Origin of the sequence: Blautia obeum ATCC 29174, assembly GCF_025147765.1 — a bacterium.
GTDB classification, from domain to species: Bacteria; Bacillota; Clostridia; order Lachnospirales; family Lachnospiraceae; genus Blautia_A; species Blautia_A obeum.
This window is the reverse complement of the sequence record NZ_CP102265.1, coordinates 1,151,338-1,177,886: the sequence shown is the minus strand read 5'-3', so window position 1 is coordinate 1,177,886 and position 26,549 is coordinate 1,151,338. Positions and strand designations below refer to the sequence as shown.

Here is a 26,549-nt window from a genome sequence, read left to right as displayed (position 1 = left end):
TATTTATCCAAACAAAGTTGCAAGCTGTGGAATCAGGTTTATTCCAATCAGTACGATGCCACCGCCCGCCATCAACTGTTTTATCCCCAATTAGGTGTAAAACTCTGCTCGATGGCGGGCGGCGGCGTACAAAAAATCTATATGGTGTTTTTTAGAGAACCGTCCCGGCGGGACAGGTCAGGCAGTGACCTGTTCCACCTCCGGGATGGGTTTGAGATTAAAATGAATTTCGATAGAAATGTGTCTTGTTTTATCTTCGTCAATGCGTTCATGCACGACGATTTCTTTGATTAAGCGGTTAAGGGTGGCTGCGTCCAGCTCTGTGATGTTGGCATATTCCTGAATGGCTTCCACCCATTGTTTTGCGTCATTGGCAAGCTGGACTTCATCAGACAGCCGCTTTCTGCCCTCGGACACTTTTGCTTTAAGCTCCGTCTGCTCGGTCTGTGTCTTTTCCAGCATGGTGTTGAAATTCTGCTCACTGATACGCCCTGCAATCATATCCTCATAAAGCCGCATGACCATTTTGTCCAGAACCTCAATCCGTTCCTCGTCCCTTGTAAGGGAGCGTTCCATTGCTTCCCGCTGTTCCCGCTGCTCTGCTTCACAGGTATTGGTCAGGCGGTCGGCAACCGCTTCCCCGTCCATCAGGGCAGCTCTGGCACATTCCCGGATTTTCCGCAGCACATGGCTGTAAAGGGTGTCATAGTCAATCCGGTGCTGGGTGCAGTGGTTCTTTCCAAAGGCGTTGTAGGTCTTGCAGGAATAAATCCGCTGGGGATGTTTTGCGTTTGTGTAGCGTACCGTCAGCGACTTCCCACACTCGCCGCATTTTAACAATCCGGCAAACAGGCTGATTTCATCGGTCTGCCCCGGACGCTGGCGGGATTTCATCTTGTTCTGCACAATGTCAAAGCTCATGCGGTCAATCAGCGGTTCATGCTGTCCCTCCACCACAATCCAGTCCTCCGGCTTCTTTTCCCCAATTGTGCCGATTTTGAAACGGTAGTCTTTTTTCTGGGAAGCAATCGCACCGGTGTAGACGGGATTCATCAAAAGGTCTTTGATAACGGAGAAGTCCCACATATACCGCCCGTTTTCCGGGTCTTTCTTTTCCCATTTGGTTCGGGTGTTGCGAAGCCCCCGTTCCCGGTTCCACCATGTGGGGCAGGGGATTTTTTCTTCCTCCAGCCGTCTGCGGATATAGTTCGGACCATGACCGTTCAGGGCATATCCGAAAATCAGCCGCACAATCGGGGCGGTTTCCTCGTCAATGAGCAGATGGTTTTTGTCCTCCGGGTCTTTCCGATACCCAAACGGGGCAAGACACCCGGTAAACTGTCCTTTCTGCGCTTTCAGAAGATAAGAGGAATGGACTTTCTTGGAAATATCCTTGCTGTACATCTCATTCAGGATATTCTTGAACGGGGCGATGTCGTTGTTATCCCGCAGGGTGTCGATACCGTCATTCATGGCAATATAGCGGACACCGTTTCTTGGGAAAAAGTCCTCAATCAAATGCCCGGTTTGCAGATAGTTACGCCCCAGTCGGCTGAGGTCTTTCGTGATGACAAGGTTGATTTGCCTGCGCTCAATAGCTCTCAACATCCTCTGTAAATCAGGACGCTCCATATTAAGACCTGTGAAGCCATCGTCCTGATAGACTGCCACAACCTCCCATCCCTGCTTTTCGCAGTATTTTTCCAGCATATCCCGCTGGTTGGCGATACTGGCACTTTCGCCTTGCAGGTCATCGTCCTTTGACAGCCTGCAATAGACCGCCGCACGATAGCCCCCGGCAAGTGCCGAACCGATTGTTCTGTATTCCATTTCGTTCATCATAGCCATTTACCCACACAATCCAGACGGTATCTGGCTCTTTTGAACCTCATCTTCATTATAGCCTATATCTTTCTTTTTAGCAAGATATTCTTTTGTATTTATTTTACCGTATTTCTGGGAAATCAGGCTGACGAACACATCGGTTGCGTCCAGTTCCCCGTCAAATACAGTGGTCACATGAATCTCTGTTTTGTTTTTTGCCATAGGCAGTTATCCTCCATACATGAAAATAGCCAGACAGAGGGTGTCGGCAACGAAGTCCGGCAACGGGCTTCAAAAGACCTTGCAAACAATCTCAATCTGGCGATGGTTACTATTTATACTTTTCTTTTATTTTTCTGTTGTTTTGGTTGTTATAAGGGAGAAAAGCCCGGAAATAAGGGGTTTTCCCCGGCAACCGGCTCGGCAACGGGATAGCAACAGGGGGTGCAACGGGCGGTCATTTTCAGAATGGAAGCTCCATCTGTTCTGTGACCTCCACAAAACCATCCATCGTTTTTTCAGACGGGTTGCCGGAGTCCGTTGCCGGGTTTTCACGCTCCCAGCCCTTTTGTCTGCCATATTCGGAAAACATTCTTGGGTTCGGGAAGTACCGCCAGCCGGTAATGCACTGGTTCATAATCTCGTTGATTTCCCGGATTTCCCATTGCTTCGGCTCGTCAAAGGTGTGGTTCAAGGCTTCCTTGTAAAGCTGCTTGGAACAGACCATGCTCCCGGTGTACTTATCAAGATACGCCTGTATCATTCCGGCTTTGGTGTCCTCCGGCATAAAATCCCGCTGGTGTTCTTTGAGATACCGCTGCATGGTGGGGCTGAAAGCCAGCTTGAACCTGCCGCTTCGGTAAATCTCCATAGCTTCTGCCCACATCTGCTCGATATAGGCTCTGGAAGCGGCTTCGTCCTCCAAAATGTGAACCTCCGCCTGCTCCGGGTACACCATGACCGGGATAAAACGGCGGTTGCCTGAACGGTCAAGGGGCAGGAAGTCAAGGGCATTGGAAGTGCCGCCAAACACGCACTGACGGGGGCGGTCTGCCGGGTGGGTTTCATAGGGTATCTTGTAAACCTCTTTCTGCCGGCTTAAAAACGACTTGATTTCCTCAATGCTCTTGGCGTTGGCGGTTGCCATCATTTCCGACATTTCGATAATCCAGTGACCTTGCAGCTTACGGTACACATTGTCATCGTCCAGCTTCCGCAAATCATCGGAGAACCACTCGTCCCGGACTGCCAGCAGACGGAAGAAGGTGGACTTGCCAGCCCCCTGACCTCCGACCAGACAGAGCATGATTTCAAACTTGCACCCCGGCTGAAAGGCTCGTGAGATAGCGCCCATCAGGAACAGCTTCAACGCTTCATAGGTGTAATCATCTGCGTCAGCTCCCAGAAAGTGCCGTAGGCAGAAGCGGATTCGCTCTGTCCCGTCCCACACAAGGGAACTTAAATAATCCCGGATGGGGTGGTACTTGTTTTCATTCGCCACAATCCCGATGGCGTTATCAATCTTTTTCTCATTGGTAAGCCCGTAGGTTTCTTCCAGATAGAGAAGCAGATATTTCATGTCCGTATCGTTTAAGGCGGTGCTGTCCCTGTGGAAGCCGATGGGCTTTATGATGTCCTTGCGGTCGGTCAGGATGTTGTATGCGATAGCCCCGGAAAGCAGCGGGTCACGCTGGAATACGGTCAGGCAGTTCCGTATGCTCTGACGGACACCGCCTTTCTCGGTGGTTTCCAGCCCCGCCTTGATTTCCTCAATGCTCTGGGGCGGCTGCATGGCGTTCATGGTGTTTTTTAGTTCTTGCTGCGTCTGCGGCTGCAAGCTCTGCCATTCGCTGTTCAAGCTGTATCACATCCTTTCCGTATTCCGTAATCAAAGCCGCTTTTTCCTCTGTTTCCCCGAACAGCAGCACATCCAGCAGATATTCCACATGGTCTTGCTTCTGTAAGGCTTCCACAAACCGGGGATGAAAGACTTCCTCCGGGGAGTGCGGGGCATATTCCTTTCTCCACACTCGGAGTAGGTGGAGATAATCGGCAAGAATACGGAAGCAGCGGTTTTTTGCTTCCTGAAACTGTTCCTCCGGGGATTTCTGCCGGGGCTTTGGCTTTTTTGCTTTTCCCGGCGGTTTCCAGTCCTCATAGGAAAGCCCGAAGTCCTGTGCCAGCTGTACGGCGGCTTCTTTCTTTCCCAGCCCATACAGGGCGGCGGCAAAATCAATCACATCCCCATCCGCACCGCAGCCGAAGCAGTGGTAACGCCGATCCAGCTTCATGCTTGGGGTTTTATCATGATGGAACGGGCAGCAAGCCATCCCGTTCCGCCCTACATGGATTCCATAATGCTCCGCAGCCTGTCTGGTTGTGACGGACTGCTTCACAGCTTCAAATACATTCAAATCTATCCCTCCTTGAAAAAAGAAAAAAACACCTGACATTCTCTGATTGAAAATGGCAAGTGCCTGTTAAAGTTCCATATCCTGTTGTCTGTGTTTCGCCTGTGCCGGGGCGGTTCTTTGTGCTTTTTTCTCGTCTGCCTTATCCTGCAAGACTTCCTTGATGGGCTGCTTCTTGGGCGGCTCTTTGCTTTCCTCTGTGCCGGGTGTGGCTTTCCGTACCCAGTAGCGGATGTCCCGCAGCTTCTTCAAATCAGCCTGTACCTCGATCAGAGGTGTTTTCAGGGCTGCAATTTCTTCCAGAAGCGTTTCCTGCTCCTCTTGCAGCTTCTTTTGGGTGCTGTCCTTATCGTCCGGGTGCTTGGCAAGGTAGGCGGCGGCTTTCGCATACCGGGCAACCTCCGGGTGTTCCTGGTTGAATTTCTCCTTTGTTTTCTTAAAAAATATCTTCTGGTACTTCTCATAGACAGGCTTACATTCCTTGCAGTCTGTCCGGGCAGAAAGCAGTCCGTCAATCACTTTGCTTCGGGCTTCCTTTGGCTTCATCTGACTGCGGTAATCTGCGGCTGATTTCCCGGAAGATTCCAGAAAGGCTTCCAAGTCCTCCACAGTGGAAAGCCCCTTTTGCCGGAGATAGGACAGGGCTTCGCTGACTGCCTTTAAGTCCTGTGAAGTCCCCCGATTTTGTCCAGCCCTCGTCCAGTCCTTCCGTTCTTCCTTTCGTATCTCCATATATTTCATCAGTAGATTTGGAAGAAGTGTCGCTTCCTCCGCCGCCTTTTGTGCAAGCAGTTCTTTCCGTTTTTCTCCCAGCTCGGTAATCCAGCCTTTGAGGTTTTGGATAAGCTGCCGGATGGACTTCATCAGGCGGTTGGCGGCTCTGATTTCCCGGTTCAGGTTGCCGATATTCGTCTGGATACCTCGCTTTTCCATCTGCCGGACAGCAGCACCCTCATGGACAGTAGGGATAATATCAAGCCCCTGTCTGGCATAGGAACGCAAGTCCACACGCTCCGGGCGATCATTGGCTTCCAGATAGCGGTTCTGGATGACCTCCCATTCATGCCGCCAGATTTCACAATACTTCTGGTCGTTCCAGTCCACCGTATCCTCCTTGTGGCTTTTCCACCTGCCGGATGGCAGCTTTATCCGTTCCCCGTTCTCGTCAAGGTCATAAACCTTGCGGCTCTTGGAAAGCCATTTCCCATGTTCGTCCATTGCCCTCATAGTGAGCAGGACATGGGCGTGAGGATTGTGTCCCGGCGGGTGGGGGTCATGGATGGCAAAGTCAGCAATCATGCCTTTGGAAACAAACTGTTGCTGGCAGAACTCCCGGACAAGGACAGCGTACTGGTCGGGCGGTATCTCTCTGGGAATGGTAAGCACCCACCGCCTTGCAAGCTGGGAGTTCCATTGTTTCTCCACAGCTTCGGCGGCGTTCCATAAAGTATTGCGGTCTGCATACTCCGGCGTGGCATTTGCCGGGAGCAGGATTTCATTGTGGACGATACCTCGCTTTTCTGGGTAGTGCTTCACTTCTTGGTCGTATTCACAGAACAGCTTTTCGCCGCTCTGGTAGGCAGCGGCGGCAACCGCAGACTGCTGTTGGCTACGCTGAACAATCGAGATTTCGTTGTGTGGACAGGGCATTTCGTATCCCTCCTTTCTATGCTTGGTGGATGGGGTGGCGTTTTACCACCTCATTTTGGGCAGAAAAAAAGCAGGAGACCTTTTTCAGATTTCCTGCTCGGTGTGCCGCTGTGTAAGCGGCGGGTATTTAGTTGTGAAAGTTCGGGACAAGTTGACCCGATGTGTGTAGAATAACAAACTGGATTTATTTTTCTTTACATTTTATGCCGTAATTTCCCCTACTACCATTTTCGTAGCCCCTATATATTTCATATCTTTTTCCATTTATCTCCACTTCGTCATCGTTAATAAATGTATAAGACTTACCATTTTCTTCACAATACTTTGAAATTGCTTCCATAGTTTTTGCAAGAGTTGGGTAATTGGCACTATCCTCATAAGGAACCCAAAAAGCTTTTTTAAACATATAAAATACCTCCTTCTAATTTGTTAAGTAATCCACGAATTTTCAAAGCGTTATAAAATAATAGTATCATACAGCTTCGCAAAAATCCACTTATAACTTCAAACTTGTCGGCTGGGAACAGCTTGCAACGCAAGGTGTCCCCAGATGGCAAGTCCACAAAAGGGTAGCTGGTGGTAGCCAGCGCAGGGGAAGCGTAGCGTCCCCTGTATGATTTGGAGCAGACCATGACTGCGGAAGCCGACATTCTGTCGGCTGCTGCGGCATTCGCCGAGTGAATATGCAAGCATATTCGTTCGGCTCATTGCTCGCACAAATCACAGCCCTCCGGCGAGGAGCCTTCGGAGAACGCAATGCACCAACCTCTGGGTGGTGTATAATTGCGCCCTTAGTAAACTAAGGGGTTTCCGGCTTCTCCCGTTCCAGCAGTTTTTTCAATAGTTCCTGCGTGTCCTGCCTGTGAAAAATGAGTTTCAACAACAGCATGACATCATCATCTGTCAGGCGTTCCGGCTCTTGCAGAAAACTTTCCAGCATACCGCCACGAGTACAGAGCCGGTGCGTCCGTTCCTTTCGGGTAAGCTGCTTTAACTGGTGCTGCAATGCCTTTTCATCATTGATGGCTTTCCGCAGTTTCTTTTCGCTTTTCTCCAGCTCCCGGTTGAGCTTTTCCAGCTTTGATGTATCAGGCAAGGGCAGCGTCCTCCTTTCCCGGTATCAGCACATAAATCCGGTTTGGTTCTCCCACGCCCTGACGCACCCGCATGATAAGTCCGGCGGTTTCCAGTTCATTCAAAGAACGCTTGACCGTCATAGAGCTGCGGGACAGGACTGCGGCAAGGGCTGTGACAGGGAAGCAGACAAACAGGATTCCGTTCTCGTCCTCCTGCCCTTTGGATAGCATAGCGTCCAGCATCCGGCAGTACATGACCTTTGCGGTGCTGCTGACTGGAAATCCTGTTAACGCTCTGGGAAAGGGCATACAGAGCGGCAATGGTGTGTCTATCGTCATAAATTCAAAATTCATTCTGTGTGTTCCTCCTTTTTCTTTGCTCGTTTGGATAAATAACGGGGGCAGTCAACCACAACCGCCCGGAAGCTCTGCTTGCACCCATGCTGGCATTTCCGGCATAATTCGTTGTAAGTGACACGCCCCCGGTCATTGAGGTAAAAGGAAAGCTCATGCTTCCTCTTTTTGCTCATTCTCGGCATATTGCGCTTCCTCCCGTTTTAGTGTATGGTTTCGGGGCGATTTTCGGCAAAATTACAGCCATAGAGCCGCTTAAAATCTCCCGAAGTATCAGCGATAGGGTAGACTGTCCCCCTATCAGATTGTCGTGTTTCGGTATCATTTCGGTGTCAGTTCGCCAGTTCTCCCCGGTGTCGTTCCTCCCCTGAATCTCACAGCGGCGTATCGCTCCCTTTGGTACGCTCGTTTCGGTCAGGGTTCCTCCACATCCCTGCCAAAAGTCATGGCACTACATCGCCGGGGAAGCATATCCCACACAGGCTGGTCATTCGATTGGAATAATCCATCGATGAACTACCTGTATCATAGAACATTTTTGTGCCCTGTGCCGTATGTCCACAAAGTAGGAATTAAGGGTAAAAATCAGAAATTTCCACGATTACGGAAAGTGTGATATAATCCAGATAAGCGGCAGCAATGAAACCGTTGGAAGGGAGCGTGCACCCATGAAAGGAGCAACAAGCATACAGGAACGCCTTTGGGAACTCCGCAAGGACAAAGGCTTAAATCTGGAAGAACTATCAAAGCTGACGGGCATTTCCAAATCAGCTCTTGGAAGTTATGAAAAAGAGGATTTTAAGGAAATCAATCATGGCAACCTTATCACGCTGGCAGACTTCTATGGGGTTTCCGTTGATTATCTGCTGTGCCGGACAGAAAACCGGGAGCAGATCAACACACCATTGACGGAGCTGCATTTGAATGATGAGATGGTTGCACTTCTGAAAAGCGGTCGGATTAACAACCGTCTGCTCTGCGAACTTGCCACCCATAAGGACTTTATCAAGTTTCTTGCGGATATTGAGATTTATGTGGACGGGATTGCTACCATGCAAATCCAAAACCTCAATGCCCTTGTTGATACCGTCCGGCATGAAATCATTGAACGGTATCGCCCCGGCGAAGATGACCCGCATTTGAAGGTGCTGCAAGCTGCCCATATCAGCGATGATGAGTATTTCAGCCACATGGTTCTGGATGACCTCAACCTCATTATCCGGGATATTCGGGAAGCTCACAAAAAAGACAGCGAAAGTGCTCCCCAGACCACCGTTGCCGATGAACTGAAAGAAAATCTGGAAGCGGTCGAAAATTTCAAGGGCAGCCGTTTGGAAAAACTGGCAATGCTTTACTGCAAGCAACTCGGTATCAACTACAAAAATTTATCGGAAGAAGAATTTCGCTGGCTGATTCGGATTCTCCAAAAATCAAAGAAAATGGGAACACCTATCAGCCAGAGGAAAAAACGGTAACAAAAAACCGCTGTTGCATGGTTGTGTTGGCTTCCATGTAGCAGCGGTTTGTGCTGTGGTTATTCAGTTGAAATTTTGAAGTGGTAAGTTGTATATTATAATTTCATATTACCATGGAAAAACAAAGTAAAATACCAAAGCACTAATTACCGAAGCGATTAGAAAAAGCTTCTTACTTTTTGCTTTTTTATAGAACATGAAAAGAAAAATTAGCACTCCTATTACATCCATCAATAACTGAAATAGGAATGTATGATGCCCTAAAAAGTAAATAAAAATTACAATTGCTTCTGCGGCTAAAGCACCTACTGGCAGAGAATATAATATAGAATTAAAAATATGTTCTTTATTCCAGTAATATAAGATAAACGCTGCTATTGCACAAGGGATTGAACAAATAGTAAATATCATAAATAGTGAAGTACGAAAACCACCAGAAAATAAAGGTATGAATGTTCCTAATATTGCTTGTAATCCATAGAAACTCAATGTCATTCCAAACATATATAAAAACGAACTAATCCCTGCACAAATGTTTGAAGTACTTGCTAAAACAATGATGGTATTGGTAATAATCCAAAATCCCAATAGTGTTTGAATTGACGAAAAACTCCATAATGTATCAGCTGGGCAATAATCTGTAAGCCTGCAAATACATCCGACTAAAATACCAACCAAAAAAATTGTTATATAGGATTTCATACTATGGGTTAAGGTTTTGTTCATAAATTTCCTCTCCTTCAGCTTTCAGTTTGTAATTGTCATTCTGACATACCGTTTATGAATAAACCATCTCATGCAAAATAATTTCTTCTGCCCGGTTGTGAATGTTATTGCAACGCTGCACCCATTCCATTTGACAGGTACGCTTCAATTCCTCGGTCACGCCCTCGGCAGCTTTCATCTGCTCTATGATGGTGTCTAACCGTTCCTGTGCCTGTTCGTTCAGGTCTGCAAGATATGTCCATAACTCCCCGGTCAGTGTCAATGTGTTCAATCGGGCTGGGTGGACTTCTCTTAAATATTCCCGGTGCATCCGTCCGTACTTTCCGATAGGGCGGGGTTCCTCCGGCAGTTTCAAATCCGGGATGTAGTAATCTCCGACAAGGATATAATCAATTCCGTTTTCCGTTATTCTTGGTTTCAATTCGCTCATGTTCCTTACCTCCTGTGGAAGCAGGCTCGTCTGGTACTAACTCAATCACATCGGTAATCTCACAATTCAGCGTTTCGCAGATACGGGCTAATGTGTCCATGCTGATGTGCTTTCCCTCTTTGCTCATGTTGGCAATCATATTCGTTGTCATACCAGCGGCAAGCCTTAAATCCTCTTTCCTCATATCACGCTCTAACAGTGTGTGCCAGAGTGGTTTATAGCTGATGTGCATATTGTTTTCCTGCCTTTCTATCCATACCACCGGGGCGGCTGCCCCGGCAGGAACTTTTCTCTTATTATAACACCAATCTTGTGAAATCACAATTTATTCTTGTATCCTGCCGCTGATACCGTCTGGATTGGCTTTTCCTTTCTTTTTGTTCCCTTTAATTAGCCATGAACTGTTTTATTCCTTGTGACTTTGCACCCGGATTGTCTGTTCCATATCCTTCCAGCAGATTGATCACTCCCCAGGCTGCAAGTCCGGCTCCGATCGCACAAACCAATGTTTTTAAGGTCGTAATTGCCGTTGTAAAAAATGCCATAAGTGTACCTTTGGAAAACTTACATTTTCCAGTCCTTTCTTAGATTTTTTCCAGAAATGGAAGAAAACACTATATAAACCCTGCCTTTTGTGCTACACTAAGCATAGGATTTTCTACTTGGAAAATTCCTCACACGTACAGTCGGTATATTCATTTTCGTCGATGGATACCGACTGTTCCCTTTTTCCAAATTATTCATGATTTCCTCCCATGATCCACTTCCCGACAATTTGTCGAGAAGTTACATCTGATACAGTTCCACTTCATCCTCTGGTTTCAGTATCAGATTAGTACTCAGATATTTTTCAATATCAAAGGTATTCTTTTTGTCATAATCGGACAGATATTTGTAATTTTTATGTTTGCAAATATCGTATTTATTTGAGAAAAATGGTCTGACACCTCTCACCTGCAGAATACATTTTCCTCCGTCCATAACTGCTATTTCATCCTGACTCATCAACTCCTTTCCTGTTTTCTGGTAGTTCATTCCATAAGACCGCTGACTGCCTCTCGTATCCGATGTGTTATACAGATCTATGGTTTCTTTTCCCAAAATCTCCGCTATTTCCTTTAATGTCGTTTTTTCCTTTCCCCCCAGGAATAAGGTCGTATCACAGTTCCCTTCGATGGTATCGGCATTATCCTTATAAATTGCCTTAAGCTGAGACTTTGACTGCAAAATAATAGAAGCTGAGATTTCCCGGCTTCTAATCGTAGCAATTAATTTTTCAAATTTAGGAATTTGTCCGATGTTCGCAAACTCGTCAAGGAGACACCTCACATGAATTGGAAGTCTGCCTCCATATACATCATCAGCTCTGTCACAGAGCAGATTAAAAAGCTGTGTGTACATAATAGAAACAATAAAATTAAAGGTATCATCGGTATCTGAAATAATGACAAACAATGCAGTTTTCCTGTCACCAACCAGATCCAATTCCAGCTCGTCATAACTCATAAGCTCCCGCAGTTCCGCAATATCAAAGGGTGCGAGTCTTGCACCACAACTGATTAGAATAGATTTTGCTGTCTTACCAGAGACGAAAAGTCAAGGACTTTTTCATCAAATTCACAAAGAAGTCACATTTTGCGGACTTCCTCACGGAGCATACGCTTGATTTTGTCCTCCATTGTCTCTTTTGCGGTCTGGCTGAAATGGACACGGACGATATAGGTGGTCTTGCCGATCTGCTTTCTGACAGTCGGGCAAGTGGCGGTGTTGGTTGCGGTATTGTTCATTCAAAATCCTCCTGTAAATGAAAAATGTCCGGTGACGGTTCATCATCGGGCGGTGTCGGTATGAGGGAACAAGGCAAGGCGGCAACATTAAGGTATCTATAAAAACCTTGCCGTCTTTGCCACGCTTGCCGTGTTCCTGTTGTCAGTTTCGGAGATAGCAGACCCATGCTGTGCCGTCTTTCTCGGTCACAAGTCTGTCCCCGATACGGCTCTTTGCCGTTCTCATGGTGCGTGAGGAAATCCCACGCTCATTGACCGTCTTTTCCAGCTCTGCGCTTGGCATACGCTTTCCGTCTGCAAGCAGTTCCAGAATGAGCATTTGCGCCTGTGCGGTCTTGCTTTCGGTCTTGGTGTTGTCTGCCCCGGCAAGAAGCTCGTCAGCGGTAATGTCATAAGCCCCTATCCACTCAAAGCCTTTCTCGTCTCCCAGAGAAAAGGCAAGGGACTGTCCGGGCGGCGCAAGGGAGCTTTTCTCATGGATAAGTACCCTTGTTGTGGGGCTGTCCTTCAGCTTGCCGATAAAGAGCAGACTGCGGACTGCCGCCGTAATGTCGATAGACCCTAATCCCCGGTAGGTGCTTTGCGTTCCTGCGGCTTTGTTGAGGTGTCCGATCAGCACGATAGCGCACCCGGTAGCCTGTGCAATGTCTCCCAGACTGCGGAATATCGGGCGCACCTCGTTTGCCCGGTTCATGTCCACATCTGCGCCCAGAAACGCCTGTACCGGGTCAATGATAACCAGCCTTGCGTTGTTTTCCCGGATTGCCCTTGCTATGCGTTTATCGGCAAGGGTCAGTGGTGTGTCTCTATCGTCAATGACAAGCACTTTTTCAAGGTCTGCGTCTGCTTCCATCAGCCGGGGCTTGACGGTATCGCCCAGACCGTCCTCTGCGGTCTGGTAGATGATGTTGAAAGGCTCAAGGGTCTCCATACCGGGTAAAGGCTTTCGGTTGGTGCAAGCCGCCGCAAGACGCATGGCAAAGTAGGTCTTGCCCTCGCCGGGGTTGCCCTGTATAATCGTCAGCTTTCCAAAGGGGATATACGGAAACCATAGCCAATCCACGCTCGTCAGCTCCACATCTGCCATACGGAGCATGGGGACAGGCTGGGCGGTGGGCAGCTCTCGCAGCGTGATTGTCTCGGCTATGAATTTGCGGCTGGGAATGTCCCCTTGCTGACGGAGAACATCGTTCCAGTCTTTCCTTGCCGGGACAAGGCGAATGACGGCGATCTCGCCGGGAATGTCCTGTGCCAGCCGGGTGCAGGCTTCACTTCCTGCGGTGTCGCTGTCAAGGCAGAGGAACACTTTTCGGGTGTCCTTGCGTTCAGAAAGGAAACGGTCAAGGGCTTTGCCTGAAACGCCGCCCAGGGCAAGGTAGCTCCTTGTCCGCCAGTCCTGCGGATAAAGGCAGATAAAGGACAAAAGGTCAATCGGTGCTTCAAAGACAAAGAGCTGGTTGCCGTTTCCCTCATAGTGGAACGGATAGGATTTGTCAGACCCGGCAATGTCCTGTCTGAATGGGTCTGCCGTTCCTCGCACATGGGCGTATCTCGGCGTACCGCTTCGGTCTCTGCCGACAAACACAACATTGTGCCGCTTTGCGTCCTCGTAAATATCCCCGGAAAGAAGAAAATCCTCAACAAGCGTTTTGTTGAGGCCTCGGCTTTCGCAAAGATATTGAATTGCTCTGTCGGCTGTTCTGTTGTGCAAGGGCAAGTGGAACGCTGTGGGCGGTGCTGTGGTGGCTTCGGTCTGTCCCTCGCCGTTTTCGCCTGTCAACATCTGGACAGCTTCGGGAAAGGACTTGCCGTAAAACTCCATGACGAAATCAATGGGATAGCCGCCCTTGCTCTGGCTGTGGCGAAACCACTTGTTTCCCCGGACGGTCAGGCTGTCATGTTCTTTCCAGCGGTATTCCCGTCCGCTTTTGATAAGCGTCTCTCCCTGTGTGCGGAGAAAATCTTCCAGACTGACGGCGTTTGCCCGGTCAATCTGCGCTTGGGTGTAATTCATCGGGATAGTTCCTCCTTTTTCTGCCGTGTTTGGGGTCGATTTTGGAGCTTTTGTTCCTCTGTGCGCTCGTTAAATCGGGCGGCAGTACCTACGCATGACTTAACCTTCCAAAGGCGATGTAAATCGTCTCTGACGGTCTTAAACTCGCCATAGGTGGTGTTGTGCGCCTGTTCCAGCTCGTCATACTCTTCGGTCAGCTTTTTCATATCCACCTTGCCGTCCGGGAACTCCCCGGTCAGCTTGCGTCTGGCGGCGTAGAACTGTTTCAGTTCCGCTTCATGCTCTGCCTTGTACTTGGCTCTGGGCTTCTCAAACTTGATTTTCTGCAAGCCGTCATAGACAGGCTTCAAGCTCTGGAAAGCAGCAGAGCTGTCATAGAGCTGCTTAATTGCTTTCATTCGGGCGGTCTGTTCGTCCAGCGTTTTCTTCAAGCTCTCTGTGGCAGCACTGTGTTCGCTGACACGGCTTTCCAAATCTTCAAGAGTGTAAATGCCGTTTGCCCGGAGATAATTGAAAGTCTCGTTCATCTCCTTTAGGTTGCTGACCTTGCCTTTCTGCGAATACGCCCCGGCTCTGCGCTGGGTGTAATAGGCGTTCAGCAGCGAAACAAGGTCGGGTGCCTGCGGCTTGGCAAGCTCTGCTTTTGCTTCGGCAATCCAATCGAACAGGAGAGCGATTTTCTTCTTGATGTCACGGATAACGGCATTGGTGGCTTTGATCCAGCGGTTGAACTCGCCTTTCTCGGTGCGTATGCCTTTCTTCTCCATTGCCCGGACGGTTGCGCCCTCGTGGACGGTGGGAAGAAGCTCCACGCCCTGACGCTCATAGCTTCGGTGGTCGATACGAACGTCAAGCCCCTTTTCCGCAAACTTGCCATTGCATAGCTCCGCCCATGTCTGCCGCCAGTATTCCAGCGTTTCGGGACTGCCCCAGTCGGTAGTGGGAACGGCATTGAAAACATACTCGCCGTTCTGGTCTCTGATACGGTTGCCGTCCTCGTCCAGCTCATACACCCGGCGTTGCTTTAGCCCCCATTTACCGTTCTGCTCAATGGGACGGATAGGGCAAAGAACATGGAAGTGTGGGTTTGGTATGCCTCCGTCCTCTCTGTCCGGCTGGTGTACGGCGAAGTCAACCACCATGCCCCGGCTCACAAAGTTTTCTAACAAAAATTGCCTTGCAAGAGCGATGTTTTCCTCAAGGGAAAATTCATTCTGCAAGGCAATGTCAAAGCTGTATGCAAGCTGGGCGTTCTTTCCACGCTCGGCTTTTTCCACGGCGTTCCATAGGGTCTGGCGGTCTGCGTATTCGGGCGGTGCATAGGACGGCAGGAGAATATCGGAGCAGATCACGCCGCCCTTGCGGGTGTAGTCGCTGTATTCGCCGTAATACTCGCTATACAATCGCTCCCCAGCACGGTAGGCGGCAGAAGCAATAGCGGACTGTCCTGCGCTTCGCTTAGTCTGCGTGACGCTCAGATGAAATAGTGCCATCGGCTTTCAACTCCTTTTCTCTGTTTGCTTGGCTGATGTGGGTAATCGCCATGTGACGGACGGCTCGCTGGACTTCGGACAGGGAAAAGATGTGTTCCATCAGCTCTGTCATTTCGGTGCGTGTGAGATCTTTGACCTCCGGGGCAAGGCTCTCAATCGTGCCGCCCAGATTGCAAAGGCGGTGTGTGCGCTTGGTGCGTTCACCTTTCTCCAGATACTTCTTTCTATTCTCCAGACGCTCCAGCTTGTGTTGTTCCTGTAAAAGCTGCGTCTCGGCTCGTTCCTTTTCGGCTCGGAGCTGTTCAAGGGTTTTCGGTTTTGTCATTGTGATTGACCTCCTTTTTTTGATTTTAGGGATAAAAAAAGACCGTCAACTTTTCGCATAGTGCGACCAGTCAACGGTCTGATTTTCGGTATTCATTTTTTCAAACTTGCTGGCGGCGAACAGCATTTCATGCTGTTTGCGGACGGCAAGTCCACAGGGGATAGCCGCATTAGCGGCGCAAGGGGGTGTAGCCACCTTGACGGAACGAAGTGACGCAACTTTCTCGGTCGGGCAGTTTTCTTCTGCTGACAGAGAATGAAGCTCCGCAGGACGCACATACTCCCGATAGGAGAGTATAGAAGTGCGCCCTTTAGTTCCTAAAGGGATTTTCTTCTGACCCAAATTATATAAAATGTAGATCAAGACATTTCTAAGAGGTACTCTCAGATTTTCACAACATAAGGTTCATCTTCAATAATACCCTGATCGTGGGTAACAATGATAACCGTTTTACCTTCTTCATTGAGTTCGTGCAATAACCTCATAACAATATCTCTATTTTTCTTGTCAAGTGAGCCAGTAGGTTCATCTGCCAAAACAACAGAACATTTTTTCATCATAAGACGAGCTAAAGCAACTCTCTGTTGTTCACCACCGGAAAGCTGATAAACTTTTTTGTTAACTTCCTTTGATAACCCCACACGATTAAGAGCTTCTTTAAGTGATACTTTAGTTCGGCTTGATTTTTTAATCAAACTTAAATTTTCTTTAACTGTCTTATTTTCAAGCAGTGCAAAATTCTGAAAAAGAAACCCCACTGTATCCGCAAAAAAACTGTTTTTATTTTTAAGCCGGGTAATATTCAGCCCTTCGATTATGATACTGCCGCTATCCGGTTTTTCGATACCACCAATCATATTGAGTAAAGTGCTTTTTCCACTGCCGCTATCGCCGCTGATTACTACAAAACTTCCATCCGGAATTTCTAAATTAAAGTTAGAGAAAATTATTTTCTCTCCAAATGCTTTATTTAAGCCACGAATTATAATCATAAACATCCTCCCTTCAATGACTTTGAGATATTTGTTTTTTCAACCCACATAATATTTGTGAAAATGATTGCCATTTCAATAATGGTGAGCAACGCTCCAATCAGTAAAGCAATCCCGACACTTGCGTTAGATATAAAAATTGAAACAATGCAAATCAATATCACAACGGCTATATTTTCTAAGAGATTAACGGAAATAAATCTTTTGTGCCTTTCATAAAAGCGATAGCCCAAAACCTTTTTGAGGGAGATTTCCATCGCATTAAGTCTAAATTCCATTTTCACTTCAGATATGATGATAGCGATATCTAACAGCAATACTAATACGCAAAGAGAGCTTATAAAGCCAATCAGTTTCACGAGGAAACTATGACTATAAATGTAATCCTCTCCGACATTCGTCAGCATAAAATAGTGTGAACCAAGCTGTTCTGAATATTTTTTCGCAACACTGCGAATTGTGCTTTCATCGCATCCGTAGATTACCTCACCATTATATGTTCCTGTTTCGATATAACTTCCATTTAAAGCAACAGCCTCATTTGCCTGATAAATCACAATCGGATTTGTTACTCTTGACAATCCGTCAATAGCCTCTTCTCTGTTCGAATTGAGATAATAAAATTGTTCTCTGCCAGAATATTCTTTATAAACAACACGCAGTTCTTCTGCATTTTGGGTAAGAGAACCAATTTCCTCTTTTGCGATATCTTTGTATGATTCCGCATTTCTTCCCTTTGGCACGAAGACCACGATATCCTCTTTTTCATCATCTTCAGTAAGCATATCAGAAAACCCTTGTAGCATATCTCTGGCATTATGATTTACAAAAATATAATTATCCGTATCGCTTATCCGGCTGCCTATGCAGACCACCGGATTTATCGTGTTGTATTCATTTTCGTAAAGGTCATTCCAAAATTTGCTCTCTTTGGATTCCTCCTCATTTTCTTCAAAAGGAGGTTCAATCTGCATAACTCCAAAATAATAATCATTATAATGATTTTCTAAAAGAGTAGTGTTTGTAAGTAAATTACCTTGAATGCTACTGAGATTTGTAGTTATTGTAAAAATTGTCATAGCAGTAGCAAATACTTTAAGACCGTTCAGAAGATAAAACATACCTTTTTTATCTGAAGCATTGGCAAAGGCTTTTTTTACATCAAAGCGGACAAAAGCAGCATAAGGAATTACGGAAAGAACTGCTCCGGCACAATACACTGCCAAAATGAGATGATCTTCATACGCTCCCGATATAAATTGAGAAACAAGCAACTTTGCTAAGACGAATAATGCAGCATATGAAATCATATCAGCCACTACAGCTTTTAGAGCAATCACAGCAGCATTTTCGCCCAGAGAAGCTCGTACAACTACTTCCTTTTGCCTGCGTATCACCTCAATCATATTAAGTACAATCATCAATATGGCAACCAGGCCCCAAACAATGAACATCATATCAGTTTCGGTTGATTGCCAAAACTCTGGCTGCGATATAGAATATTCTTTTGCCAAATCTTGATATGTGGCAATAATGTCATCATCATCACCGATATAGCTGACCATTATTTCCTGTCCATTGCCTGTGTTTTTTGCTTCTCTAAAATCTTCAAATTCTATTACGGTGATTCCACCTATCAAAGCCGTATATGTTTTTTCCTCAATATCCATTGTGCTTTTAAGACTATCCCGAACAACGGTATCATCACCATAAATATAAAGTCTTGTCTGATAATTAGAAACTCTCTGATTAAAAGTCGAAAAAATATGAACACCATGCTTCTCAGCTGTATCTTCTGCATTGGCTAAAAATGAATCCATATCGTCATTAGTAGTTGTGTATCTGGACGATAAATAATAAGCACCATTAAAGTTCCAGAGCATATTTTGATATACTTCAGCTTGCATAACAAAAGCAAAAATAATCGTAATCAACAGCAATATATTTCTTATATGTTTCATTTGAAATTCTTAAACCTCCTTTGAATAGGTAACAGACACACGATTGCCCAAAATACTAATATGGATTTTTTCATACAACCACATTCTCTTGTTAGATTCTAATTTTCCGTTTTCTTTATTCGCATAAATTGTACCATAAAACTCGTGAACAATTCTACCGCAACTTTGGACTACATGAGAAAAGTCCGAACAGTTTTCTGCCCGGACTTCCTCGCTCAATCATAAATCAATTCCGCTTTCACAATCTCCTCTGCCTGTGCCTTGCAAGCGTTCATCTGCCGCACCCATTCCATTTGGTTTTTGGCTTTTAGTTGCTCGGTCACGCCGTTTTGCTCTGCCAGTGACCGCACGATCAGCTCCATGCGGTTTCGTGCCGCTTCGTCAATCTCGGCGCAATGCTCAAAGAGCTTGTCGGATAGCACCAGCTCATTGAACAGTATCGGACGGTGCATTTCCAGATACGCCTTGCGAAGTCTGCCGTAGTGTCCGAGGGGCTTGGTCTTGCGGATAACGATGTTCGGGATAAGATAATCGCCGTTCTGTGTATAAGTGATATTCATGCTGTTTGTACTCCTTTCATCGGCTCTCTCTGCGGTAAACTGCTGACAGGGACGAACACTCCCTTTGCAATATCCTCCGCACGAATAGCGGCTTTCTTGGCTTCGATTTCTGCCTTTTTTCTCCCCTTGATTTTGTCCTCGTATCGCTTCTGCGCTCCGCTGGCTTTCCGCTTCAAGTAGTTCTGGTGGAGCCTGTCCTTGCGTTCCTCACGCTTGCGGATTTCCTCTAATTCCTCCGGGGTAAGCTCCACTTCGCCAAACGCAGGGGGAACGAAACGACCCACGAAATTGAAGTAAATCTCGACCTCCTGTGTGGTCTGAATACTGCCCTTGCGGTCACGCTCATGCACAAGGATTTTCTCGATAAACTCGTTGAGCATAGCAATGGTCAGCTTGTCGAAGTTCTCATATTTATCAATCAGAGCGATAAAACGGTCAGCGTCCTTTTCGTGCTTCTCATAGCTCTTGACTGCCTTTTCCAGAACAGAGATTTCAGCGGTAAGCTCGGACTGTTCCTTTTCGTATTGAGCGTCCAGAGTGGCGTATCTGCTGTCGGACAGCTTTCCTAAAATGTTGTCCTCATAGATTTTACAGAGCAGGACTTCCAGCTCGGAAACTCTCTGCTTTGCGGTGGCAAGGCGTGTCCGCTGTTTCTTGACCTCTGCCGTCTGCTGGCTGGACTGCGCTTCCTGCACCACACGGACAAACTCGGCTCGGTCATGCTTCGCATACTCGGCAATGGCTTTGAGCATTTCAGAGACAAGGGACAGTACCACATCTTCATTGATACGGTGCTGTGTCGTGCAGAGCTTTCCAACTGGGACTTTGCTGTATTGGGAACAGGTATATTGAGAAATACGCTTGCCGTTGTTGGTACGGTGGACATACATCTTGCCGCCGCAATCGGCACAATAAAGCAAGCCTGTGAGGGGAGCCGCTTCGCCCCAGCCGTCCGGGTAGCGTCTGACATTCCCACGGATTTTCTGCACAAGGTCAAAGGTCTGCTGGTCAATGATAGCTTCATGGGTATTCTCGAAAATCGTCCATTCGTCCTCCGGGACATAATGGCTTTTCTTGTCCTTGAAGTGCTTTCGGGTCTTGAAATTGATGGTGTGTCCCAGATATTCACGCTTTTCAAGAAGGTTGCAGATGGTGGAAGAACCCCAGCCGTACACATCTTTGAAAGTCTTATTCTTGTTCACGCCCTCGCCGTGCTGGGCAAGGTAAGCGGACGGAATGAGGATTTTTTCTTCTTTCAGCTTGCTGGCGATCTGATACGGACCGTAGCCCTCAATCGTCATGGCAAAGATACGCTTGACCACCTCTGCGGCTTCGGGGTCAACCAACCATTGGTCTCTGGCTTCGTTCCAGAGATAGCCGTAAATGACTGTGCCTGTGAGGTGCTTGCCGGACTTGCCTTTGGACTGGAAAGTGGAACGGATTTTACGGCTGGTGTCTCTGGCGTAATACTCGTTCATAATGTTGCGGAAAGGGGTAAAATCATCGTCCCCTCTGGCACTGTCCACGCCGTCATTGATGGCGATAAGGCGAACGCCACGCTGACGCAGGATTTCCATAATCTGACCGACTTTCAGATAGTCACGACCCATGCGGCTCATGTCCTTGATACACAGGTACTCCACATTCCCGGCTTCCACTTCTTTCATCATTGCTAAAAATCCGGGACGGTCAAAGCAGGTGCCGCTAATGCCATCGTCCGTGAAATGGACAATGTTTGTAAAACCCTGCCGTGCGGCGAACTCCTCCAACATTGCTTTTTGATTGGATATGGAGTTGCTCTCACGCTGCTGGTCATCATCTTTGCCAAAGTCATCACGGCTCAGTCGTTCGTACAGAGCAGTGATTTTCTCGTTTTTTCTCATAACTTGCGCTCCTTTCTTCGGTTTTAGGTTGTGTGTTCTAAGAGACTTCCCAACCGCTTGATTAAGAAGTCTTTTAGAGCATACAACACCGGCAGCCAACTTGTATTTTTTGTACTGCCTTACTGCAAAATGGTTCGGGTCTTTCTGCTCCAGCTCATCAAACATCAGATCTACTGGATTCTTGAAATTCTCATCATCTTCCCTGGCTTCTGACACATTGATCATTTCCAACAGAGTATTAAAATTCTTTTCTTCTTCCCTGCCTTCATACCAGATATAACCAATCAGGGCACAATAATAGAGTTTTTCCGCCTTTACCCAAAAATCCTCACCTGATTGCTGCCCTTCACCTTTGGTATTAGCAATAATGGTTGTTACCAGTTTTAGAATATCTTTTTCACTGCGGATATATACAAATGGATTATAGTGCATGGATTTTTTGAAATTAATTGTATTCAAAACTTTGATTTTATATGGTTCGTATATAACTTTTCCCTCTTTGTCCCGCACGATTTTTCCATTCTCATCCGTCATCGGACTGCCTTTTGCCAGCATACTGCCAACCTCCAGAAGCACAGTTCCCTTTGGATCAGTAATCACATAGGAGCTGTGCATCTGCATAATGTTAGGCTTTACAAAAAATCTGGTTTTTCCAGAACCGGAACCGCCAATTACCAGAATGTTTTTATTCCTGGCGTATTTCGGATTCTTTGGTCTGCTTGACATAGTAAGACTCTCTGTTTCTGTGAGAATAATATTATTTTCAAATTCAGGATCAGCATATGGTCGTATATCTTTTTCTGTTCCCCATCTGGCAGAACCATACTCCACACCCAGCCGATATTTCCTGGCATTTTTCGTGCGGTAAATAATAATAAGCTTTACAGCCACGCCGCCTGCGATTCCACACAACAAATCTATATGATTCAAACTTGGCCAGAGATTCTGAAATGCCAGTTCAAAATAAGTAATGGTATTCATAAATTTATCCCAGGAAGTTGCTCCGGTGTTTACCCGATACAACCAGGCAATCTTATTGAAAAAATAGGCAAACATCAGATAGGGGAAATTAGCTAAAAACAGCTTTTTCTGATCTGCCCTCTTCAATTCACTTACCTTGTCCGTAATCAGATTTTTCACATCTGCAAGCATTTTTCCTGGGATACTCTCTGAGGAAAAAACAGCTTTTCCAGATATTTTTCTCTTTTTCGGAGAGCCTCTGATATGCTGAACTTTTCCTCTTTTCTTCTTATGCTGCTGTTTTTTCTCAGTCATAAACTCTGCCCTCTGTCTTTCTGCTGTTCTCTTGCTCGTTCTCTGTTCTTTCCTTTAGACACAGCATCCTTAAAGTGCATAAGTTTTTCCATAATAGATGGCTTATCCTTTTTGTTCATCTGGACACCCAAATATTTCTTAAATGCCAGATTCATCATTTCTGTATCCTGCCCTTTAAAGAACACATAGTAGGTCGGTGGCTTGGTCGAACTGTCTTTTTTCAAGGCAAAATCTAAACGGTATTTTTTCGCCACACGCTCAAAGGACTTGATATTTCCATCTGTGATTTCAATATTGGATAAACCAGAACCCTGGCTTTTCAATTCTTTGTATGACTGTTTTCCAACCTTATAAGGATTCTTTCCCTTTTGCTTCTGTCCTGACAGATACTTCCGCAGCATATTTTTTAACACGTCGGCAGTCACTCTTGCAGTTTTAACCGACAATGCGATTGTTTTCTGTGTAACTTCTTCCTGCAATTTGCACGCCTCCTTTCGATTCTGATCAGCAAATTACGGTGGTACTAACAGATGGGGGAGATATATTTTCATTGGAATTTGACTCCTTTCCACTTCCCGACAAATTGTCGAGAAGTCATGGGTTTTAATTTTTCACTGTCTGCTTCAATAAATAAATTGTGCTGAACTGCACATATAACTTTTCTTCTTCCCAATCCATCTGATCCATCAGCAGGCATTGAAATAATACATCTACATCCTGCAATTTATAAATCCTGTTGCACGTTTCTGACAAACCTTTTAATTCCGGAATCTCTTGCATCGCATTTCGTCTGTGCATAAGACATTGCAAGTATAATGCTTCAAGATGTTTCTGGCTGAAAATAAGTGCTGTCGTATCCTGTTCATTGACTGTACATTTACGTTTTTCTAACTCTTCTTGGGAAATGTCCAGAAAACACCGGATATTTTCGACATATACATCACCATCAAATGTTGGATGCTTTTTCTTAATCCATCGTTTTGCCGCTACCTCCATATTCTTTCTGTCTCGATCAGATCTGGCACTACGGAAATTCAGCCTTTTGCCCATTTCTGCATAGATATTACTTTTCACCTGCCGCTCTGCCAAAGCTGCGTATTCTTCATTGCGAAAAAAATAATCTAAAAGTTGGTTCATCTTAGCCTGACTATCTACCAAATGATAACATTCCTCGGAAAACCCCAAACCTGCAAATGCAACTGGCGCACTTCCTTTTTTGATTTCTTTTTCAATTACTCTTAAAATGTCTCTCTGGGATTCCATTTCTCGGTTTCCTCTCTCTTCTTCATTTTTCTGATTCTTTTCACAAATCATCAATAAATTTTCATCTGCTCTTTTCGCTGTCAGTGTCAGTGAATAACAAACAAAGATCAGCAACAGTGATACCAATGCACTTCCAACACCAATCATAAAAACTTTTCCCCCACCAATACATGAAGCAATCCGTCCCATTTAAAAAACGGACTGATTTTTTTCAGCATAGCAATCAAGTCCGCTTCATTTTCTATTTCAATATCCAAAAATTCTATTACACTAATTTCAAGTCCATCCGCAATTTTCTTTAATTGTTCTACTTTCGGCTTTCGTATGCCTATTTCATACTTCCGAATTGTATTCACATTAATTCCTGTTCGTTCTGCAAGCAGCTCCTGCGATAGCCCTCTCTGTTTCCGAAAATAACGAATCTTTTCATTTATCTCCATGTCTTTCATCTGTTGAACTTCTCGACAATTTGTCGGGAAGTTGTTCCCTTTCCCAGTTTTCTTTTCCTTCATATCCATACATAGATATTTCCTCATCCAATAGCCTTGCAACCATAAAGCAACAAGACAGCAAAAACAAAAGCACTATTCCTGCCATAATAATAATTATCAAATCAATCACATCTCATTCTCCTATGTAAGCGGTACAGAAAAAGCAGCCTTGACAGACTGCTTTTTCAATCACCATATTCTATTTTTGTTCTCATGTAAAAAGGCTTCCGAAATTGTGCGAATCCCAAACGCTAATCCATCTATGTAAGCGTCTCTCTGTTCTGTTTGTTTAAGATTTAAAGTATATTCCTTGTAATCCTCAAACATTGCCTGCAGATCCGGACTCATTAGACTTATCATTTCCTTTTCTAATGTTTCACACAGTTCCTTTGTCTCTTCATAACTTTTACTTTGTGTCTCACATTGATTCATTGGATAAATGCTATAATACAATTTTTCCAGTTGCTTTTCGCTCATTTTTGATCACCATTTCTTTCAGTCTTTTTATGATCCATATAATTCCAGAAATGCCGTTTTTTAGCAAAATGCCTGCTACAGCTAATAATCTCCAGGCAAGAACCCCTATTCCAATCAAACTTCCTACCATCAGTTTAAGTACCACCAAACCAAGCATTTCCCCTGTCCCCACATTTCTTGGAACGACCAACAAAAACATTTTCTGGATTCCGAAAGGTATTCCCACAAAAAGCAATAATTTTCTCCAGTCTAATATTTCACCATTCATGCACATAGGGTGAACAATTAAGCAGATAATCATAGCTATTGCACCAGGAATTATCAATTTTGTTATAATTTCTTTTCCTCTCATATGCCACCTCCGTACATATCATGATTTACTTTTGCCTGGTAATAATTGCCTATTGTCGTTATTGAATTCATAAGACAGGTAAGCAAGTACGCTTTTATGTTCTTTACTTCCCTGGTATTCTCATGCAGACAGTCAAGTACATACTCTATGTGGCTTTCTTCCAGCAACAATAATCTGCTTTTTACGAACTGATATGGGTATTTCACTCCACTGATCGTAATATTCTCCCGTTCTATGCTGATTGTTTCCACAATTAGTGCCACAATTTCATCCAACTGTTGCTGTTCCCCCAGTCTGCATCGTTGTACAAGACAGTCATATTCAATATTTCTTTTTACAAGTGCAGTATTCATCTGGAATAACTCCATCTCTTCCATCAAATCCATTGACTGCTGTTCGGAAGAATCTGAAAGATTGATAAGATCAGTATTACTTCTGTCAGTATTACTAATATCAGTATAATTATAATTAGTATTATTAGGGTCGGTTTTTCCGACTTCTGTAGTTCTGATTTTTCGACCACGATAAGTCGTATTTTCCGACCTCTTGAAGTCGGTTTTTCCGACCCCTTGAAGTCGATTTTTCCGACCACGATAAGTCGATTTTTCCGACTCCGATAAGTCGACTTCTTCGACCTCTCGATTTTGTTGAATACTCTCTTCGGATTCATCATTGTTTTTAACATCTTTTGATGTCCTTAAAATAAAGTTCTTTACATAAATAATATCCGGTTTACCAAATCCTTGTTTGACTCTTTCAATTAATCCGATTCCCTTTTTGGTATCCAGTTCTGCAAGCGTTTTCATTGCTTTATCTCTTCCACAATTCATATACTGAATAACCTGTTCAACAGTAAAAATAATATAAACCTTACCCTCTTCATCAAACCACTGATGTCTGATAGATAAAGCCATTCTGTCCAGCATCAGCCCATAAAGAACCTTTGCATCGCTGGACAGATTACGGAAATATTCATCTGTGAATAATACTTTGGGAATACGGTAAAAAGCAAACTGTTCCGATTCATAATCGTGAAAATAACCAAACTCTATTTTTGTGCTTTCGGATTTTGCCATTTTGCTTTCCCTCCTTCCCTCGTTATTGGCTTTTCTTCCAGTTATCAAGCAGTTCATAGATAACCTGTTCAATCTGTTCTCTGTTATATTCCTTTGGAAAATACTTTCGTATTTTCTTTTCAGTTAAAGTAACTTTTCCTGTCTCTGTTTTCTTTTCATTCAGAATAAGCTGTACCGCTAATTCTGTCAGATTACCTTCATCGCTGTATTGCTTCAGTTTTGTTGCCATTGAACCTGTAACAGAGCTTGCTCCAGACACTATGCAGTCTTTCACCCAAATCTGCTCCGTTTCTGATAAATAGGTTAATGAAACACCTACTGTAAAATTAATCTTTCCTTCATCCAACAATTTCAGCAATTCCGGAATAAGACAGGTCAAGCGTATGTAACGCTGAACGGTTCTTCCACTGTCACCGGCAGCCTGTCCAACCAGATCTGCACTGTCAACAGAAGCTGCGTTTTCGTCTTTTATGCCCTGATGTTTTACTGCATCCATCTTCATCTTATAAGCATATGCCTTTTCGCTTGGAAGCAAATTTTCTCTCTGTATATTGTAGGCTAAGACCACAGCGCCTTGCCTTGTCTCCAAGACAGGTTTCCATAGCCTCGCCCCGAAACCGTACGTACATCTCTCGATGTATACGGCTTCCCATT

General features: G+C 45.4%; 30 protein-coding genes and 2 pseudogenes. 2 read left to right on the top strand and 30 right to left on the bottom strand.

From position 1 onward, the window contains the following. Window positions 1-3: 3 nt before the first annotated feature. The 3 genes and pseudogenes from NQ503_RS05645 to NQ503_RS05635 all read right to left on the bottom strand — a co-directional run. Window positions 4-87: pseudogene (locus NQ503_RS05645) on the bottom strand (Maff2 family mobile element protein); the annotation flags it as partial. A gap of 90 nt (window positions 88-177) precedes the next feature. After that, the gene (locus NQ503_RS05640; RefSeq protein WP_005426567.1) at window positions 178-1,848 is read right to left on the bottom strand and encodes a recombinase family protein; all 1,671 of its coding nucleotides are present in this window, start codon (window positions 1,846-1,848) and stop codon (window positions 178-180) included. Further along, window positions 1,849-2,046, bottom strand: coding sequence for a hypothetical protein (locus NQ503_RS05635; RefSeq protein WP_003533377.1), 198 nt, complete (start codon window positions 2,044-2,046; stop codon window positions 1,849-1,851). On the opposite strand from NQ503_RS05635, the gene NQ503_RS17605 reads away from it, so the two are divergent. Continuing rightward, window positions 2,020-2,259, top strand: a complete 240-nt coding sequence (locus tag NQ503_RS17605) for a hypothetical protein (protein ID WP_021682886.1) — start codon at window positions 2,020-2,022, stop codon at window positions 2,257-2,259. The genes NQ503_RS05635 and NQ503_RS17605 overlap by 27 nt on opposite strands. Window positions 2,260-2,287: 28 nt before the next feature. On the opposite strand, the gene NQ503_RS05630 is transcribed toward NQ503_RS17605, so the two are convergent. The 7 genes from NQ503_RS05630 to NQ503_RS05600 form a co-directional block, all read right to left on the bottom strand. Continuing rightward, entirely contained in the window at window positions 2,288-3,625 is a 1,338-nt protein-coding gene (locus NQ503_RS05630) for a virulence-associated E family protein (RefSeq protein WP_044925918.1), read from the bottom strand. Further along, window positions 3,594-4,238 carry a CHC2 zinc finger domain-containing protein gene (locus NQ503_RS05625; RefSeq protein ID WP_020994021.1) on the bottom strand — a complete coding sequence of 215 codons (645 nt, stop codon included), beginning with the start codon at window positions 4,236-4,238 and terminating at the stop codon, window positions 3,594-3,596. The genes NQ503_RS05630 and NQ503_RS05625 overlap by 32 nt, the downstream gene beginning before the upstream one ends. Before the next feature lie 66 nt (window positions 4,239-4,304). After that, the gene (mobQ, locus tag NQ503_RS05620; protein WP_005426572.1) at window positions 4,305-5,885 is read right to left on the bottom strand and encodes a MobQ family relaxase; all 1,581 of its coding nucleotides are present in this window, start codon (window positions 5,883-5,885) and stop codon (window positions 4,305-4,307) included. A gap of 184 nt (window positions 5,886-6,069) precedes the next feature. Next, window positions 6,070-6,291, bottom strand: coding sequence for a DUF4318 domain-containing protein (locus NQ503_RS05615; RefSeq protein ID WP_002596507.1), 222 nt, complete (start codon window positions 6,289-6,291; stop codon window positions 6,070-6,072). Window positions 6,292-6,684: 393 nt separating this feature from the next. Next, on the bottom strand, window positions 6,685-6,981 hold the full coding sequence (locus NQ503_RS05610) for a DUF3847 domain-containing protein (RefSeq protein ID WP_002594808.1): 297 nt from the start codon (window positions 6,979-6,981) through the stop codon (window positions 6,685-6,687). After that, window positions 6,974-7,315, bottom strand: a complete 342-nt coding sequence (locus NQ503_RS05605) for a DeoR family transcriptional regulator (protein WP_003533392.1) — start codon at window positions 7,313-7,315, stop codon at window positions 6,974-6,976. Before NQ503_RS05605 ends, NQ503_RS05610 begins: the two co-directional genes overlap by 8 nt. Continuing rightward, window positions 7,312-7,500, bottom strand: coding sequence for a hypothetical protein (locus tag NQ503_RS05600; RefSeq protein ID WP_025544156.1), 189 nt, complete (start codon window positions 7,498-7,500; stop codon window positions 7,312-7,314). The genes NQ503_RS05605 and NQ503_RS05600 overlap by 4 nt, the downstream gene beginning before the upstream one ends. A gap of 483 nt (window positions 7,501-7,983) precedes the next feature. Here NQ503_RS05600 and NQ503_RS05595 point away from each other — a divergent pair, with 483 nt between their 5' ends. Beyond that, complete coding sequence (locus NQ503_RS05595; RefSeq protein WP_005426578.1) at window positions 7,984-8,790, top strand: helix-turn-helix domain-containing protein; 807 nt, start codon at window positions 7,984-7,986, stop codon at window positions 8,788-8,790. 108 nt (window positions 8,791-8,898) lie between these two features. On the opposite strand, the gene NQ503_RS05590 is transcribed toward NQ503_RS05595, so the two are convergent. The 20 genes and pseudogenes from NQ503_RS05590 to NQ503_RS05495 form a co-directional block, all read right to left on the bottom strand. After that, window positions 8,899-9,516 carry a hypothetical protein gene (locus NQ503_RS05590; protein ID WP_227116248.1) on the bottom strand — a complete coding sequence of 206 codons (618 nt, stop codon included), beginning with the start codon at window positions 9,514-9,516 and terminating at the stop codon, window positions 8,899-8,901. 52 nt (window positions 9,517-9,568) lie between these two features. Continuing rightward, the gene (locus NQ503_RS05585; RefSeq protein WP_005426580.1) at window positions 9,569-9,946 is read right to left on the bottom strand and encodes a TnpV protein; all 378 of its coding nucleotides are present in this window, start codon (window positions 9,944-9,946) and stop codon (window positions 9,569-9,571) included. Next, window positions 9,906-10,178 carry a helix-turn-helix domain-containing protein gene (locus NQ503_RS05580; protein ID WP_002593556.1) on the bottom strand — a complete coding sequence of 91 codons (273 nt, stop codon included), beginning with the start codon at window positions 10,176-10,178 and terminating at the stop codon, window positions 9,906-9,908. Before NQ503_RS05580 ends, NQ503_RS05585 begins: the two co-directional genes overlap by 41 nt. Before the next feature lie 154 nt (window positions 10,179-10,332). Further along, window positions 10,333-10,491: a Maff2 family mobile element protein gene (locus NQ503_RS05575; protein ID WP_005426591.1), complete on the bottom strand. Its 159-nt coding sequence runs from the start codon at window positions 10,489-10,491 to the stop codon at window positions 10,333-10,335. Window positions 10,492-10,732: 241 nt separating this feature from the next. Then, window positions 10,733-11,533: pseudogene (locus NQ503_RS05570) on the bottom strand (VirD4-like conjugal transfer protein, CD1115 family); the annotation flags it as partial. Window positions 11,534-11,574: 41 nt separating this feature from the next. Continuing rightward, window positions 11,575-11,733 (bottom strand): transposon-encoded TnpW family protein, encoded by a 159-nt coding sequence (locus NQ503_RS05565; protein ID WP_004845310.1) that lies wholly within the window; start codon window positions 11,731-11,733, stop codon window positions 11,575-11,577. Window positions 11,734-11,875: 142 nt separating this feature from the next. After that, entirely contained in the window at window positions 11,876-13,747 is a 1,872-nt protein-coding gene (locus NQ503_RS05560) for an AAA family ATPase (RefSeq protein ID WP_004845308.1), read from the bottom strand. Then, window positions 13,744-15,240, bottom strand: a complete 1,497-nt coding sequence (gene mobQ, locus NQ503_RS05555; protein WP_004845307.1) for a MobQ family relaxase — start codon at window positions 15,238-15,240, stop codon at window positions 13,744-13,746. Before mobQ (NQ503_RS05555) ends, NQ503_RS05560 begins: the two co-directional genes overlap by 4 nt. Then, a complete protein-coding gene (locus tag NQ503_RS05550) occupies window positions 15,206-15,565 on the bottom strand; it encodes a DUF3847 domain-containing protein (protein WP_004845305.1) in 360 nt (119 codons plus the stop codon). Before NQ503_RS05550 ends, mobQ (NQ503_RS05555) begins: the two co-directional genes overlap by 35 nt. A gap of 383 nt (window positions 15,566-15,948) precedes the next feature. Beyond that, a complete protein-coding gene (locus tag NQ503_RS05545) occupies window positions 15,949-16,557 on the bottom strand; it encodes an ATP-binding cassette domain-containing protein (RefSeq protein ID WP_002593328.1) in 609 nt (202 codons plus the stop codon). Next, window positions 16,554-18,518 carry a bacteriocin-associated integral membrane family protein gene (locus NQ503_RS05540; protein WP_004845300.1) on the bottom strand — a complete coding sequence of 655 codons (1,965 nt, stop codon included), beginning with the start codon at window positions 18,516-18,518 and terminating at the stop codon, window positions 16,554-16,556. Before NQ503_RS05540 ends, NQ503_RS05545 begins: the two co-directional genes overlap by 4 nt. A gap of 215 nt (window positions 18,519-18,733) precedes the next feature. Next, window positions 18,734-19,078 carry a TnpV protein gene (locus NQ503_RS05535; protein WP_004845299.1) on the bottom strand — a complete coding sequence of 115 codons (345 nt, stop codon included), beginning with the start codon at window positions 19,076-19,078 and terminating at the stop codon, window positions 18,734-18,736. Next, a complete protein-coding gene (locus tag NQ503_RS05530) occupies window positions 19,075-22,113 on the bottom strand; it encodes a DUF4368 domain-containing protein (protein WP_044926015.1) in 3,039 nt (1,012 codons plus the stop codon). The genes NQ503_RS05535 and NQ503_RS05530 overlap by 4 nt, the downstream gene beginning before the upstream one ends. A 119-nt stretch (window positions 22,114-22,232) precedes the next feature. Continuing rightward, window positions 22,233-22,715, bottom strand: coding sequence for a PcfB family protein (locus NQ503_RS05525; protein ID WP_044925928.1), 483 nt, complete (start codon window positions 22,713-22,715; stop codon window positions 22,233-22,235). 124 nt (window positions 22,716-22,839) lie between these two features. Beyond that, window positions 22,840-23,646, bottom strand: coding sequence for a hypothetical protein (locus NQ503_RS05520; RefSeq protein WP_005426603.1), 807 nt, complete (start codon window positions 23,644-23,646; stop codon window positions 22,840-22,842). Next, window positions 23,643-24,017 carry a helix-turn-helix domain-containing protein gene (locus tag NQ503_RS05515; protein ID WP_005426605.1) on the bottom strand — a complete coding sequence of 125 codons (375 nt, stop codon included), beginning with the start codon at window positions 24,015-24,017 and terminating at the stop codon, window positions 23,643-23,645. The genes NQ503_RS05520 and NQ503_RS05515 overlap by 4 nt, the downstream gene beginning before the upstream one ends. A gap of 162 nt (window positions 24,018-24,179) precedes the next feature. Continuing rightward, window positions 24,180-24,467 carry a DUF6809 family protein gene (locus NQ503_RS05510; protein WP_015541255.1) on the bottom strand — a complete coding sequence of 96 codons (288 nt, stop codon included), beginning with the start codon at window positions 24,465-24,467 and terminating at the stop codon, window positions 24,180-24,182. Further along, on the bottom strand, window positions 24,433-24,819 hold the full coding sequence (locus NQ503_RS05505) for a DUF6050 family protein (protein WP_005426609.1): 387 nt from the start codon (window positions 24,817-24,819) through the stop codon (window positions 24,433-24,435). The genes NQ503_RS05510 and NQ503_RS05505 overlap by 35 nt, the downstream gene beginning before the upstream one ends. Next, window positions 24,816-25,895, bottom strand: a complete 1,080-nt coding sequence (locus NQ503_RS05500) for a DUF6017 domain-containing protein (protein WP_044925930.1) — start codon at window positions 25,893-25,895, stop codon at window positions 24,816-24,818. The genes NQ503_RS05505 and NQ503_RS05500 overlap by 4 nt, the downstream gene beginning before the upstream one ends. Window positions 25,896-25,917: 22 nt before the next feature. Further along, window positions 25,918-26,484, bottom strand: a complete 567-nt coding sequence (locus tag NQ503_RS05495; protein WP_259893452.1) for a ParB/RepB/Spo0J family partition protein — start codon at window positions 26,482-26,484, stop codon at window positions 25,918-25,920. Between the last annotated feature and the right edge of the window lie 65 nt (window positions 26,485-26,549).